Origin of the sequence: Rhizobium sp. RU33A (assembly GCF_900156055.1) — a bacterium.
Lineage (GTDB): Bacteria > Pseudomonadota > Alphaproteobacteria > Rhizobiales > Rhizobiaceae > Allorhizobium.
In genome coordinates, this window is record NZ_FTMQ01000001.1 from 560,398 (window position 1) to 576,988 (window position 16,591).

5 protein-coding genes are annotated in these 16,591 nt (G+C 58.4%); all 5 read left to right on the plus strand.

From position 1 onward, the window contains the following. The first annotated feature begins 31 nt into the window (after positions 1-31). The gene (locus BW978_RS02775) at positions 32-829 is read left to right on the plus strand and encodes an NAD-dependent epimerase/dehydratase family protein (protein ID WP_076391990.1); all 798 of its coding nucleotides are present in this window, start codon (positions 32-34) and stop codon (positions 827-829) included. 323 nt (positions 830-1,152) lie between these two features. Beyond that, positions 1,153-11,232: a T1SS-143 repeat domain-containing protein gene (locus BW978_RS02780; protein WP_076391992.1), complete on the plus strand. Its 10,080-nt coding sequence runs from the start codon at positions 1,153-1,155 to the stop codon at positions 11,230-11,232. Positions 11,233-11,692: 460 nt separating this feature from the next. Continuing rightward, a complete protein-coding gene (locus tag BW978_RS02785) occupies positions 11,693-13,126 on the plus strand; it encodes a TolC family outer membrane protein (RefSeq protein WP_244551870.1) in 1,434 nt (477 codons plus the stop codon). A gap of 21 nt (positions 13,127-13,147) precedes the next feature. Then, positions 13,148-15,301: a type I secretion system permease/ATPase gene (locus BW978_RS02790; protein WP_076391994.1), complete on the plus strand. Its 2,154-nt coding sequence runs from the start codon at positions 13,148-13,150 to the stop codon at positions 15,299-15,301. After that, positions 15,298-16,590, plus strand: a complete 1,293-nt coding sequence (locus tag BW978_RS02795; RefSeq protein WP_076391996.1) for an HlyD family type I secretion periplasmic adaptor subunit — start codon at positions 15,298-15,300, stop codon at positions 16,588-16,590. Before BW978_RS02790 ends, BW978_RS02795 begins: the two co-directional genes overlap by 4 nt. Position 16,591 lies beyond the last annotated feature (1 nt).

Below are 16,591 nucleotides of genomic sequence, written 5' to 3' on the forward strand. Positions count from 1 at the left end.
GTTGACAAATCATATCAGGGGGGAAAGCGGCGTGAAAAGACTTTTGCTGACGGGGGCTGCCGGCGGGTTGGGCAGCGCAATGCGCGGGCGCTTGAAGGGGCTTGCGGAGATCGTCAGGGTCTCGGATATCGTTGATCTCGGTCAGCTCGCTGAGCATGAGGAGGCAATGGTTTGCGATCTTGGCGATCGGGCGGCCGTCGACAGGCTCGTTGAAGGCTGTGACGCCATCATCCATCTTGGTGGCATCTCGGTTGAAGACAAGTTCTCCAAGATCATGAATGCCAATCTGCTTGGTCTTTACAATCTCTATGAGGCCGCGCGCGCGAACGACATGCCACGCATCCTGTTTGCCAGCTCCAACCATACGATCGGCTTTTATCGCCAGGACGAGTATCTCGACCACGAGATGCCCATGCGCCCGGACGGGCTTTACGGCGTGTCCAAATGCTTTGGCGAGGCGCTCGCACGCATGTATTTCGAAAAGTTCGGCCAGGAGACGGCTCTGGTGCGCATCGGCAGTTGCATGGAGAAGCCGAAAAACCACCGCATGCTCTCCACCTGGATGAGTTACGACGACTTCCTGTCGATGATCGAATGCATCTTCCGTGTCCCGCGCCTGGGCTGCCCGGTGATCTGGGGTTGCTCGAACAACGACACCCGCTGGTGGGACAATTCCCATGTCTCTTATCTCGGCTGGCAGCCGAAGGACAATGCCGAGCGCTTCCGTGCCGAGATCGATGCAACGGTGGCAAGGCCGAAGCCGGGCGATACGATCGCGGTCTATCAGGGTGGCCCCTTCATCAACGACCCGATCTTCGCGGAAGGCTGATCTTGTCGTCCCGTTTTCTTGAGTGGCCGGATACCTGACGGGTGTCCGGCCTTTGCTTGTTTTCAGCGGCCCTCTGGATACTGCTTCAAATGGACTTGGTGCTCGCACGTGCAATCGATGGATGCCATTCCGGTCGCCGGAGCTCATTCGTTAAAATTTGAGTAAACTGCAGAAATAAAAGGATTTTTCGGTCCTAGATTAACTTCTTTTTCAATAATGGTCGCTGCAAGCATAACCCGTTATGTATTGAGGGTTAAGAAACCGTTGCACTTGCCCCGGCATGGGGATTTAACTGCCCTCAACTTGTTAAGGGGTGAGTTACCATGTCCATCGAAGATCCGCGCCTGTCCAGCATCGACAATACTTCCGCAGCCGACGAGTTCGACTCTGCGGTCGAGCAGCATCTGGGTTTCGCAAGCGAGACCATGGAAGGGATTGAGGTCGCCCAGGCGGAAACGCCCGACGCCGGTCGCACCGACCGCTTGCCGGCCCAGCAGCCGGCTGACGTCGCCGCAGCCGTGATCCCGAGCGAAGTAACGCCCGACAACGAGAATGTCGTGACGCTGCCGGCCGGCATTGAACTCGACAACCTCGAATTCCAGGTCGACGGTGAAAACCTCGTCCTCGTCCTCGCGGACGGCACCGAGATCACCGTGATTGGTGGCGCTGCAAACATCCCGACCTTTGTGGTCGGCGATGTCGAGCTGCCGCAGGTCGCGCTCTTTGCCGCCCTTGAAGAAAGCAACATCAACGTTGCGGCCGGTCCCGACGGCACCTTCTCGGCCCAGGGTGCGCCCATCAGCAGCCGCAGCTTCAATGACGATCCGATCGGCCCTGGCCCGGAAGATCTGGCCCTGGCAGATCTGCTGGGCGATACCAGCTTCGGTGACGAGCTTCGCACCGCGCAGATCTTCGGCGGCAATGGCCGCCCCTCCATCACGACCCCGCTGACGACCTCGTTCATCTATGACGAAGCTGTTATTGCGGGCGGCGATGGCGTGAAGATCATCAGCGGTCGTCTGCCCTTCAACGCGGGCCCGGATTCCGGGACGATCACCGCCATCAATTTCGTCGGCGCATCCGATGTCAATGAAGGTGATGGCCTCAAGGTCCTCGGCGGCTTTACTTCGGGCGGTCGTCCGATCACGGTCACGAGCCTCCCGGCGCCGACCGACGCTGCGGACCTCGACTTCATCGCGCTCGAAGGCCGCGATTCCGCCGGCAACCTCGTCTTCACCATCACGGTTACGAACCGTGTCACGGGCGACTTCACATTCGAACTCGTCGGCAAACTCGAGCATCCGGATGCCGGCCAGAACGGTTCCCAGGATGATCTCGATGACCTTCTGCGTCTCGGCTTTACCTATACCGTCACCGACCGGGACGGCGACAGCGTCACCGGCTCATTCAACATCGATGTGCAGGACGATGCGCCGACGATTGGCGCGCCGGTAGATGGCGTTGTCGTCGAGGATACTATGTCCCCCCGTGGCGATTCTCCGTATGAGCCGGAGTTGAAGCTTCTGTACGATGGCCCAGATGCGGGCTTCAAGGTCTCGACGGCCGAGGGCTCGCTCGCCATCCGTTGGGGTGCTGATAACGATCTGAAGAGTGAAGATGTTTCGGACCAGAACTTCGGCGATGACGATCCGGTCGGCCGCACTGTCAGCTTCACCGGTCTGACAGAAGAATCCACCTACGAGGAAATCGTCGAAGCCATCCCGGTTCTGGCTGGCCTGCGCTCTGATGGTACGCCTCTGGATTACCGGATTGAACGGACCGTTGTGAATGGCGTCTGGAACGGTGGCTATCAGCTGATCGCGTTCAAGGATGTGCCTGATCGCGGTGAAGAGCTGGATTATAAGGAGCTTCGCTTCTCGAAAGACGATTTTGGCGGCGATGTCTTCATCATTACGCTCGATCCGACGACGGCCAACGGCACCTACACCTTCCAGCTGATCGGCAACCTCGACCATTATGAGCCCGTGGTTATCGTAGACGAACCGCGTGGCAACGACACGGTCGTTGTACTGCCCCCATCCGATACGCCGGTGCTCCAGGCGGTCATATTTGATGGCGAAGTGAAGCCAAGCTTCAAGCCCGTCGACTTCCTCGACTTCGAGATCCCTTTCACCGCAACCGATTCCGATGGTGACAGTGTTAATGGTACCGTCACCGTCCGCGTCGAAGACGACGAGCCGGTCGCGCGCGGCGAGCCGCTTCTCTTCGAGGTTGACGAAGACGACATCTCGACGATTGGTAGGGATTACCCGGGCGAGTCGCTCGGCACGAGCCCGAACGATGGCGATGAGCGCGATGGTTCGTTCACCGGCAGCGAGTATTCGAACGGGCCAGGTGCTGCAACCGTTTCGGGGAACCTTCGCGGTATCGTTGATTTCGGCGCTGACAATCGTCTCACACAGTTCTCGATCATCGACGAAGCAGCCGCGCGCACCGCACTTACGAAGCTCGGTTTGACGTCGAAGGGTGGACCTCTGTCCTTCGACGTCATTGGCGACACGCTCTATGCATTCGTGAATGCTGGGCAGCCGGGCGTCGAGTACAATGCCGGTCAGGACCGCTTGGTGTTCTCGCTGCAGGTCCAATGGTGGGGTGAGTTCAAGTTCGAGCTTCACGATCAGGTCGATCATGACCGCCCGTCATTCGGCGCGGATCAGAATAGCGACCTCCAGGATATTCTGCCACTTGAAGACGTAACCGCGATCGACTTCGGCGCACTGATCCAAGCGACCGACTTTGACGGCGACAGCACTCCGCTTACCGGTTTCGTGTCTATCACCATCACTGACGACGTTCCGGAACTCGTACGCGGTGCTTCAGAAGACCGTACGGTTGATGAAGACGACATTTCCACGCTTGGTGACCGTTACCCCGGTGAATCGCTCGGAACGAGCCCGAACGATGGCAATGCCGACGGCTCCTTTACCGGTAGCCAGGGCAACAACCAGCCCGGCCCGGCGTTCCTCTCGGGGTCGCTGGCAAGTCTCGTCAAGTCTGGCGCCGACGAATCGCTGACCTTCTCGTTCATCAACGGCGATGTTGCCCGTGGCATGCTGGAGAGCCTCGGCCTTTCTTCTAAGGGTGCCGAACTCAGCTACGAGATTCGCAATGGTATCCTCTACGCCTTCGACAACGCTGGCGACGACCTTGGCAAAAGCTACGACCCACAGTTTGGTGATCGTCTCGTCTTCGAGCTGAAGCTGAACGGCAACGGAACTTACGAATTCCGCCTCCACGATCAGCTCGACCACGACCTCGGCAAGGGTGAGAACACCGATCTGCAGGACGGTTTCCGTTACAAGGATGTCGAGGCAATCGACTTTGGTTCGGTCATCAAGGCAACCGACTTTGACGGCGACAGCGTCATCCTCAAGGATGCCTTCTCGATCACAATCAAGGACGACGTTCCGGAACTGAGCGGTGCCAAGGAAGAGCGCCTCGTTGACGAAGACGACATCAAGAACGGCCAGTCGACGGGTAACTTCCCGAATGATGGTAGTGGCGATGGCTCCTTCACCGGCAGCCAGAACAGCAACGGCAACGGTCCGGCCAACATCTCGGGTTCGCTTGCCAACCTGATCAAGGGCGGCGCGGACGATGCGGTGAAGTTCTCCTTCATCAGCGAACAGACGGCGGTCTCGGCACTGCGGGACCTTGGCCTGTCGTCGCAGGGCGTCAAGCTCAGCTACGACATCCAGGGCAAGACGCTTTATGCCTATGATAACGACGCCGGCAATTCCGGTTATGGCGAAGGCGACCGCCTTGTCTTCAAGCTCACGGTCAACGAAGACGGCTCCTACACGTTCGAACTTCACGACCAGCTCGACCATGATCTCGGGCAGGGTGAAAACACCGACCTGCAGGACGGTTTCCGTTACAAGGATGTCGAGGCAATCGATTTCGGTTCGATCATCAAGGCGACCGACTTTGACGGCGACAGCGTCATCCTGAAGGATGCCTTCTCGATCACCATCAAGGACGACGTTCCGGAACTGAGTGGCAAAGAAGAGAACCGCCTCGTCGATGAAGACGATATCAAGAATGGCCAGTCGACGGGTAACTCCCCCAATGATGGTAGTGGAGATGGCTCCTTCACCGGCAGCCAGAACAGCAACGGCAACGGTCCCGCCAACATCTCGGGTTCGCTTTCCAACCTGATCAGGGGCGGTGCGGACGATACGGTCAATTTCTCCTTCATCAGCGAGCAGACAGCGGTTTCGGCGCTGCGGTACCTCGGTCTGTCGTCCAAGGGAGCAGAGCTTAGCTACGACATCCAGGGCAATACGCTCTATGCCTATGACAATAACGACCGCAATTCTGACTATGGCCACGGTGACCGCCTGGTCTTCAAGCTGACGGTCAACCAAGACGGCTCCTACACGTTCGAACTTCACGACCAGCTCGACCACAATCGCGGCAAGGGTGAAAACACCGATCTGCAGGACGATTTCCGTTACAAGGATGTCGAGGCGATCGATTTCGGTTCGATCATCAAGGCGACCGACTATGACGGCGACAGCGTCATCCTGAAGGATGCCTTCTCGATCACCATCAAGGACGACGTTCCGACCGCTGTTGCACGCAACACCGACGAGACCCTTGTGGTCGATGAAAGTGACAAGCGGCAGAACGACGATGTAACGGGCCCGCTCGACGTCTTCAGGCATGTCGGCATGAAGGGTACTGATCCGGACATGTCGGCTCAGTTCGCTCAGCAGTCGAACTTCGTGGCTGCAACGATCAACGGTGGCGCCGATGACGACGTAAACGTCGACTGGGCTCTGAAGATCAATGGTGGTAATGGCACCGCCTCTGGCCTGTTCACGACTGAAGGCCGCGCCATAGTATTGTTCTTCGAGAATGGCCTGATTGTCGGTCGCTACGACCGCCCGAATGATGGTAACACCGAAGTCAATTCTTCTGATCCGGCTGCCTTTGCCCTGCACCTTTCGGACAATGGCACCCTCTCTATGGTCCAGTATGTCTCGATTAAGCACGATGATCCGTCCGATCACGACGAGAACAACGACGCGAATGACGGCGACTTGTCGACCGCATTGCAGACCCTCGCCGGAAAGGTCAACGCCGTCCTGACGGTTACTGACTTCGATGGCGACAAAGCCGTCAGCGAAGTGGCCGTGGGCGATCGCATCCAGTTCCATGACGATGGCCCGAGTGTGAAGTCCGGCTCACTGACGATCAAGGTCGATGAGGATGGCTTGTCCTCCGCAGCGCCCGACGCATCACGTCCGGGGGAGGTTGCTGGAAACGGTTTCGCTTTGGTCTCTGGTGTCGCAGGGACCCTCACGGCACTCTTCAACTTTGGTGCCGATGGCGCCCATGCGACGGAAGCCGTCACGCTCCAGCCGACAACCCTGCCGGTGGACTCAGGCCTGAACTCGCAAGGCGCTGATGTCATGATCAAGGTGGTCGGCAACACGCTGACTGGCTACGTTGCCGGCACGCCGGAACGTGTGGTCTTCGAAATGAAGGTCTATGCGAACGGCTCCTATGAGTTCGAACTAAAGGGCCAGATCGACCATGAGTCGCTCGACGGCGTGGCGAGCGGCACGAACGGCGAATTCGACAATGCTGAAAACGCAGTGTCTCTCGACCTGTCGCGGTTCATCGTCGGCAAGGATGGTGACGGCGATACGGTAACGCTGACGACCGGCAAGCTCGTGATCGAGATCCAGGACGATATCCCGGTCCTGACGACGGCGAATGAGGCAATCACCGTCATCGCTCCGGAAGTTGTCGATCCGATCCCAGGCAAGGTGGCGAACTTTGTTCTCGTGCTGGACATGTCGGGCAGTATTGATCGGGATCTCTCCACGCTGAAAGCGCAGGTACAGGACTTCCTCGCAAAGGTCAGCCAGTCCGGAGCCAAGGACGTTCGCGTCCATCTCGTCGAGTTTGGTGAAGAAAGCTCCGCGGTCGGAACCTACGATCTGATCGTCAACGGCGCAGTCCAGCAAACCGCGCTGAACCAGGCGCTGCAGGATGTTCGCAACCTGAATGACGACGGTGGCACCAACTACGAAGCTGGTCTCCAGCAGGCTCTGCAGTGGATCGAGGGCGTTGCGTCCACATCCATCGACGTGACCTCGACCCTGAAGTCGTTCGACGCCAACAGCGGTTCGGGCTACGATCGGGCCTATATCATCGGCAATGGATCGAAACAGATTGCTCTCGTATCCGGCTGGAATGTTCCTCGAGACCAGTTGGCGGACCTGATCAACGCCAACGGCAGTACGACGGGCGGTTTCGGCGCCAGCTCCGGTCTCAGCGACACGGACGTGGATCCTGGCCAGATGCTGCGCTTCGACTTCGGCGCGTTTGACGATTTCGACGGCCCGAACGGTTATGCCAATACCGAAAACTTCAGTGGCATCCCAGTCACCAGCGCGACATTCAAGCTGGACGACAACAACCCTGGCAACACACAGTTCCAGTACAAGATCGTCTTCACCGACGGAACCTTCCAGTCGTCCTCGGTCGTGGTCGGCAATAGTTCGACCGACGTCGTCCTGAGCGGAAGCGGCGCAAACAGCGGCAAGACCATCGCTTACGTTGAGTTCACGGTCGGCTACGGTTATGGCGATGTGGATCTGCAGTCGGTAACGACGCTGGCCACGCAGCCCGGCACCCTGCCCAACGCAGACGTCAATCAGCTCATCTTCCTGTCGGATGGCGAGCCGAATATGACGAACAACGGCAATGCCAACGTCAGCCAGGCGATCGCAGCCATTCAGAACGAGCTGACGGCGATCAAGACCGACGGTGACACGACTGGACCGGATCAGGCTTTCAAGATCGAAGCCTTCGGCATCAACGCAAACAACACTGGCCTTGTTGTCCTCGGCAACGTCGAAGGTGGTACGTCGACGAACGTCAACAGTTCGGCCACGCTGTCCGCTGCTATGCAGAGCACGCTGAGCGGTCTTGCAGGCACCCCCGGCCAGACCGGTCAGCCAGCGGTCGGCGAATTTGATCTCGGCGATCTCGTGAAGGTCGGTGCGGATGAGGTGGTAACCTTCGGCCTGAAGGCCGATACCTCGGCACTCACCGCCCAGGCGCTCACCGTTGGCGCCGTGGCATTGACCTATGCCGTTGTCGGCAACGTCCTGACCGCCAAGGCAGGCAATGTCACAGTCTTCACTCTCTCCATCGCAGCCAATGGTGAAGGCACCTTCACCCTAAACAAGCCGCTCGACGGCAACGCCGCCAAGGCAATCGACTTCTCCTCGATCATCCAGGCGGTCGATGCCGATGGCGACGGAGTATCCCTGACTTCGGAAAAGTTTGTCATCACGGTGACCCCGCCGGATACGACGCCCCCAACTGTCGTGTCTATTTCCATGGCCGATACGGCGCTCAAGATCGGTGACACCTCGACGGTGACGATCACCTTCTCCGAGAAGGTTGTCGGCTTCGACAACAATGATGTCACTGTCGAGAAAGGTCTGCTCGGTCCGCTGAGCAGCGCTGATGGTGGCATTACCTGGACGGCGGTGTTCACGCCGACGACCAACATCGAAGATACCACCAATGTTGTGACGGTGGGCTCTGGTTACACCGATGTTGCCGGTAATGACGGCACGGGTCGGGTTGGCGACAACTATACAGTCGACACGAAGGCTCCGGTCGTCTCCTCGATCACGATGAGCGATGCAGCTCTGAAAATCGGTGACACCTCGACGGTGACGATCACCTTCTCCGAGAAGGTTGTCGGCTTCGACAACAATGATGTCACTGTCGAGAAAGGTCTGCTCGGTCCGCTGAGCAGCGCTGATGGTGGCATTACCTGGACGGCGGTGTTCACGCCGACGACCAACATCGAAGATACCACCAATGTTGTGACGGTGGGCTCTGGTTACACCGATGTTGCCGGTAATGACGGCACGGGTCGGGTTGGCGACAACTATACAGTCGACACGAAGGCTCCGACGGTCACGATCACGCTCGCGGACGACAATCTGACAGTTGGCCAAACCTCGCTTGTCACGTTCACCTTCAGCGAACGCGTAGAGGGATTCAGCAATGCCGATCTGGAGTTCGAGAACGGTACGCTTACGAATGTGGCGACCTCCAACGGAGGACTGACATGGACCGCGACATTCACACCGACTGCGGGCGTGAATGACGCATCCAACGTCATCAGGTTGAAGGCTGGTTCTGTCTTCGATTTGGCAGGGAACGCCAACGCTGATGCAAGCGTTTCCGGAAACATCGTCATTGATACGCGTCCGACAGACCGGGATCCGACGGGGCAGGACAAGACCGTCAATCTGGTCGAAGACGTGACTTACACGTTCAAGACCTCAGACTTCGGTTTCCAAGACGCCGACGGCCACACGTTTGCTGGAATTACGGTGACCCCACCAGCCGGTACAACTGCGGGCAAGCTGATGCTGGGCAATTCGCAGATCTCCGCTAGCCAGTTCGTAAGTGCGGAGCAGATTGCTGCAGGTATGCTGACTTGGGCTCCTACGGACAATGTTCGCAGCTCTACCGGTGACGCTAGCTTTAAATTCTCGGTACGTGATTCCTCAGGAGCCTCAGATGGATCGCCAAATTCTATTAACCTCGATATGAGTGGTTTCAACTACTCAGATCTGGGCGACCCTTCAAACTCCACTTTCGGCGTGGGCAGCGGATACAGCAATATTTCAGTTGTCGGCACCTCCGATTCTGGTGGCGATTGGATTAACTTCGATATTGAAGGCGTGAGATTGTCGAACTTAAACTTTGAACGTTCGGACAATAATATGGAGATCGAGATAGGTGCTGGGAACGCTAGCCGCACCATTACGGCAATTAATCAATTCACATCTGCTAATGCAGTCGAAACGGTCTATTTTGGCGACGCTTCCTATGCCGGCTACGGGTTGGGCAATGACGGCTACAACATCCGCCAAGGCACAGACGGCGGGAACGGGAACTCGAATGACATCATTGCCGGATCAGCCGCCTCAGAGGTGATAAATGGTGGCAACGGCAGAGACCTGCTTTTCGGGAATGGTGGAAACGACACCATAAATGGTGACAGTGGAAACGATCTCATTTCGGGTGGTCTTGGTATTGACATCATCAATGGTGGTGAAGGTGATGATGTCATTGCTGGCGGAGGAGGTACTGATACACTGACGGGCGGGTCCGGACGTGATCGTTTTGTTTGGGGCGACGAACTGCTCTCTTCCGAAAACGCCGACCGCATCACCGACTATCGCGCGCAGGACGACATTATTGATCTATCGCAACTACTCCCAGCGAATACGAGCAGCGTGAATTACATCAAGCTGGTTCGCGATGGTAACGACTTGCTGGTCAAGGTCGATCTAGATGGCAACGGCAATGCAAGTGCGCCGGAACTTGCCTATCGTCTCGTTGGAGGTAACGACCTAGCTTCGGTTGTCATCAACTACGGCGGTAGCAACAAGACATTCACCCGTCCGACTGGTGGATGGGTGGCCGCCGCCGACCCGATCATCCTCGATCTCGACCGGAACGGCTTCGACCTGTCTTCCATCGGCGCCGGCGTCACCTTCGACATCGATGCCGATGGCAAGGCGGACCAGATCGCCTGGACCAGCGACGATGGCATCCTCGCCTATGACGTCGATGGCAACGGCCAGATCGACAACGGCTCGGAAATCTTCACGCCGGACTTCAATGGCGGGAAGTTTGCCAGCGGCGTGGCGGCTCTTGCCTCGCACGATACGAATGGCGATGGCAAGATCGATAGCGGTGATGCTGCCTTTAAGGATCTGAAAATCTGGGTTGATGCCAACAATAACGGCATCAGCGACGAGGGCGAGCTGTCGAGCCTCTTCGACAATGGCGTCACGAGCATCTCGCTCACCACCGACAACACCGGCGGTCAGGAAGATGGTCAGACGGTCTTCTCGACGGGCACGTTCACCTTCGCGGATGGCTCGATCGGCGATTTCATGGAAGTCGGCTTCGATACGATCTTCGGGTCGGATGCGGATCCGCTGACGGTCATGGGAACGGATGGCGATGACATCCTGCATGGCGGCATGGGCCAGGTGGTGATGACCGGCGGTGCCGGCAACGACACCTTCGTCTTTGACGGAACGGCGCTGGACGAGCTCGATGTGGCCGATGTCATCGCCGACTTCAACGGTGACGGCGACGTGCTCGATGTCACGGCCCTGCTCGACAGCCTGCTTGGTGAACAGGCGTCTGCGGAGACCGCAGCCTCGCATCTGCGGGCAACGGTCGACGACGGCAACACCACGGTCAGCGTCCAGACCGGTGCTGACACCTGGAAGGACGTCGTGGTCCTGCAGAACCACGACACCGCCATCAAGGTTCTGTTCGACGACAAGCATGCGGTCGTTACCCCGCACGACTAAGACAGATAGTGGTTTTACTAGGAGAAAGGGCGCCAGATCGGCGCCCTTTTTCTTTTCACGGTTGTGCTGAAATGGACTTTACTTGCCATCGATTCAAGATGGACTCTGACTTTGCGCATGCGTTGCTGCCCGTCGACGGTCACAGGCGCCTAAATGGGTGTTGCGAATTGGAGACAGTTCCATCGCATCTGCCGGATTTCACCTGGAAATACGGGGACTTTGTTGCACGGTTAACGTCGAAGCCCAGCAAAATGATTCGAATGACTTTGCGCAATAGTTGACCTTGGCCATGCAAGTTCGAAACTTCGAGTAATTCTTTTCTCGCGATCTCAAAAAACTCGATTTTCGTTCCAACAGATCAAAATTGGGTGCATCTTTTGGACATGCCGATTGGACTTCCCAGTGACCGGTGCCCCGGTATATAACGACCTCCAAGCAAGAATTGGGTAGGGGCAGACCTTTGTTTACCAGAAAGACTTTATTCGCAGCCTTGTACACCTCGGCAGCCTTTGCCATTGCGTCTGTTGCACCTGCGAGCGCCATGTCGCTTCAGGAGGCCATTCAAAAGGCTCTGACGACCAACCCGCAGATTTCCCAGGCGGTGCAGAACCGCGAGGCGGTCGAGTTCGAACTGCGTCAGGCGCGCGGTCTCTATCTCCCGTCGATCGATCTGGAGGCGAGCGTGGGAAAGCGGCGGCTCTCGAACGACAGCACGGGAACCCTGACGCGGGACTACGAGGATTTTAATTCGTCCGAGGTCGGTCTCACGGTCACCCAGCGGCTCCTGGATGGCGGCGGCCGCCGGGCCCAGGTCGATCAGCAGGCCTCGCGCGTTGACGGTGCGTCCTTCCGTGTTCTGGAGCGTTCGGAGACGATCGCCCTGCAGGTCGTTCAGGACTATCTCGAATACATCCTCCAGGCCAAGATCGTCGGTGTGGCGCAGCAGAACGTCTCGTTCCACAACGGCATTCTCTCTGACATCAACCAGGGGATCTCGGGTGGCGCGCTGACGGAAGTCGACGCGGTCCAGGGGCGTGAGCGTCTCGCGGCCGCTCAGGCCCGCCTGCGTGAAGCTCAGGAGGAGTTGGAACTCACCAAGATCCGCTTCCTGAAGACGGTCGGCGAGCCGATCGTGAATGCAAAAGTTCCGGGTTCCGTTGCCAAGTTCATCCCGCGCACACTGGATGACGCCATCGCAACCGCAAAATCCAACAATCCGCGCATCTATTCGGCCCGCGCCGACATCGATGCTGCTGACGCTGCAGTGCGTGCTGCTCGCTCCAATTACGCCCCGACCGTCGATCTGGAAGGTCGTGCCAGCGTCGGCAATGATGTAGGCACCAGCCAGGGCAATACCAACGACGTTCAGGTGCGCCTGGTCGCCCGCTGGAACCTCTACCGCGGTGGTATCGACCAGGCCCGCGAGCAGGAGCAGATCCGCCGCGCCAGCGAACAGCGCTATGCGTCCGATCAGGTTCATCGCGAGATCGAAGAGTCTGTGCGTTCGGCTTGGAATGAGCGCCGCAGCCGCGGCGAGCTCTCCCAGATCCTGAACTCGCAGTCCTCCCAGAATGCGCAGCTCGTTTCGTCTTACGGCGAACAGTTCAAGATCGGCCAGCGCTCGCTTCTGGATGTTCTCGACGCGCAGAACACCCGTTTCAACACCAGCATCGTCGCCGAAACGGCCCGCGTCGCAGCTCTGTTTGCGGAGTACAAGATCTTGGCGGCTTCTGGCTCCCTGCTGAAGACCATGAATGCGAAGCCGGTGGGTCAGACCGACGCTTACGCGCGCAACGAATTCTCCGTGAAGACGACCCCGAATGGGGCCTATGTCGAGCGGGATCCGCGGCAAAAGGCGGGAATTCCGATGGACCTCCTGGCGCCGCTCCAGTAAACGCCCATCCGATAGGATGACATGTTAAATTCGTTGATCGAACCGGCGGGCCCTCGTGCCCGCCTGAGCTTTCGTGCGTCATTCAAGGCTGTCGCCACATTTTACGGTCGGCCCAGCTCCGATACCGTGCTTTTCTCAGGTCTGCCGGACGAAATTGTTGAATCTCTCGAACTCGACGATGTGGAACATGTCGCCGAGCGCATTGGCCTGCAGGTCATGCGGATTGGCGAACGTGCGATCCGCGAAAACGATTTTGACTGTCCGGCAATCGTCGTGCTCAAGGATGGCGGCACGCTGCCCTTGCTCGAGGTCAGTGAAGACGGTGTCTACACGCTCGATATCCGCGAAGGCATCGCTTCGGCGCGGCTGACGCACCAGGAGCTTCTGGCGCTCGGTCCGGAATTCCTGTTCGCCTTCACGCTCTTTTATCGGAACGACAGTGAAAACGCGCATATCGGTAGCGCGGATGAGATCGAGAAGCGCCATTGGCTTGTGCGGGCGCTGATGCCCTATTGGCGCACCTATCTGCGGGTCATCCTTGCGGCACTGTTCATCAACCTGATCGCGCTTGCCTCGCCGCTCTTCACAATGAACGTTTACGACCGCGTATTGCCCAACAAGGCAATACCCACCTTGTGGGTGCTCGCGGCCGGCATCATGCTCGCCTATCTCTTCGACTATCTGCTGAAGGAAGCGCGCGCCTCGCTGATCGACCACGCCGGCCGCAACGCCGACCTGCGTCTGTCGCAGATGATCTTCGACAAGGTGCTCAACACCACGCTTGCCTCGCGTCCACTGTCGACGGGCGAATATGCCAACCGCGTCATGCAATACGAGTTTGTGCGTGAGTTCTTCACCTCGAACACGATCGGTCTGATGATCGATACGGCCTTCGTCTTCATCTTCCTGATTGTCATCTATCTGATCTCCGGCTGGCTTGCGATCATTCCGGCCGTTGCGCTGATCCTCTCCATCGCGATCGGCCTTCGCGCCCAGGCCCAGATCGGCCATCGCATGGCGGCGGCCTCCAACGAGGCATCGAAGCGGCAGGCGCTTCTGATAGAAACGATCTCCACCATCGAAACGCTGAAAAGCCTGCGCGCCGAAGCGACCATGCTGCGTCGCTGGCAGGAGTTGATGAAGCATTCGAGCCGGACCAGCGAAGAGATCAAGCACATCTCGACCAATGCCATCAACCTGACGGCACTGATCCAGCAGATTGTCGGCGTACTGATCGTGATCGCGGGCACTTACGAATTCTCGGAAGGGCGCCTCGCCATGGGCGCGATCATCGCCACCGTGATGCTTGCGAGCCGTGCCGGCGCGCCGCTCGGCCAGATCGCCATGACGCTCGCGCGTTTTCGTCAGGCGACGCTGTCGCTCAGAATTCTCGATCAGGTGATGGAGCAGCCCGAGGATCGGCCGTCGACGGTCGGTTTCGTCAACCGCGAGATCAAGCAAGGCGGTTTCAGTTTCCAGGATGTGAACTTTCAGTATCCGGGCTCGGACAATCCAGTTATCAGCAAGCTGTCCCTGACCGTCGCGCCCGGTGAAAAGGTCGGCATCATTGGCCGGATCGGTTCCGGCAAGACGACGCTTGGCCGTCTGCTCGATGGTCTCTTCGTCCCGACGGACGGGCGCGTTCTGATCGATGGCGTCGATATTCGCCAGTATCATATGTCTGAGGTTCGCTCGGCCGTCGCTGTCGCGGGTCAATCCTCGGATCTTTTCTCCGGGACGGTCAAGGAGAACCTCCTGATCGGTCGCGCGGATGCCACCGACGAGGAACTGCTTGAAGTGGCCCGCATGACCGGCGTGGAAGACTTCGTCTCGCGCCATCCCCGCGGCTTCGACATGCCTGTCGGTGAGCGCGGTTCCAACCTCTCGAGCGGCCAGAAACAGGCCATGACGATCGCACGTCTCTTGCTGACGAAACCGAAGATCGTTTTCCTCGACGAGCCCTCGGGCGCCATGGATCTGGCCAGCGAGCGCCATCTGATCAACCGGTTGTCGAGCGCCTTCGACAAGAACACCACGCTTCTGATTGCCACCCATCGCTTCACCATGCTCGATCTCGTTGATCGTCTGATCGTCCTCGACAAGGGCCGTGTAGTGGCCGACGGGCCGAAGCATCAGGTTATCGAAGCCATGCAGAAGAAGGGCGTGAAGCCATGAGCCGCCCGGTTGCCGACACGCCTCCATTCATGGCCCGCATGATCGTGTTTCTCGTGGCGTCCCTCATCGTGCTTTTTCTGGCATGGGCTGCAATCGCCGAAATTGACGAGATCGCAAGAGGGGAAGGAAAGGTCGTTCCCGTTTCCAAGACACAGATCGTGCAGTCGTCCGAAGCAGGCGTGGTCGAAACCATCGCCGTACAGGTCGGTCAGGTCGTACGGAAGGGTGAACTGATCGTCCAGCTCAACAACACGACGACGGAATCGTCGCTCGGTGAGTCCGTCGCGAAGGCACGCGCCCTTGGCGCCAAGATTGCGCGCCTGGCGCTGGAAGAGGCCGGCTCCTACGACGTCGCTTTCGTCTGTCCGGACGACGTTCTGTCCGTCGCCAGCCAGGTTTGCGCAAATGAGGAGCAGCTCTTTGCCGCGAACAAGGCATCCTACATCAACAAGGCGGGCGTGCTTCGGGAGCGCGTGCGTCAGCGCGAAAACGAACTGAGCGAGGCTCAGGCCAATATCGTGCGCCTCGAGCAGAACATCACCCAGGCGACGCGGCAATACGATCTGATGAGCCCGCTCGCCAAGAAAGGCCTTGTGGCACAGACCGAGCTGATTGCGCTTGAGCGCGAACTGACTGATCAGCGCGGCCAGATCACGGTCTATCAGGAGAGCCTCGAGCGGCTGCGCGGCGCAGTAGAGGAAGCGCGTCTTCAGGTGGAGGAACTGGCGCTTCAGCTGCGTCAGCAGGCATTGACGGAAAAGGCACAGACCCTCGCGGAACTCTCGGTCATCGACGAAACGATCCGCGGCGCGACCGATCGTGTCAGCCGAACCGATATCCGCTCCCCGGTGGATGGCATCGTCAACACGCTCGAGGTCAATACGATCGGCGCCTATGTCGACCCCGGCACCGTGGTCGCCGGCATTGTCCCCACCGCAGATACGCTTCTGATCGAAGCCAAGATTTCACCGCGTGACGTCGCATTCGTGACGCGCGGTCAGAAGGCGATCGTGAAAGTCACGGCTTACGACTTCTCGATATTCGGCGGCCTGGAAGGCGTGGTGACCAATATCTCCGCCGACAGTATTGTCGACAAGGACAAGGGTGAGACCTTCTATCTGGTCCAGGTCAAAACAGACCAGTCCGAGCTGATGCGCGGCGAAAAGAGCTATCCCATCATTCCGGGCATGGTCGCCTCGGCGGAAATCATGACCGGTCGCAAAACCATCCTGAGCTATCTGATGAAGCCGATCAACAAGGCGCAATCCGTCGCCCTGACCGAGCGGTGAG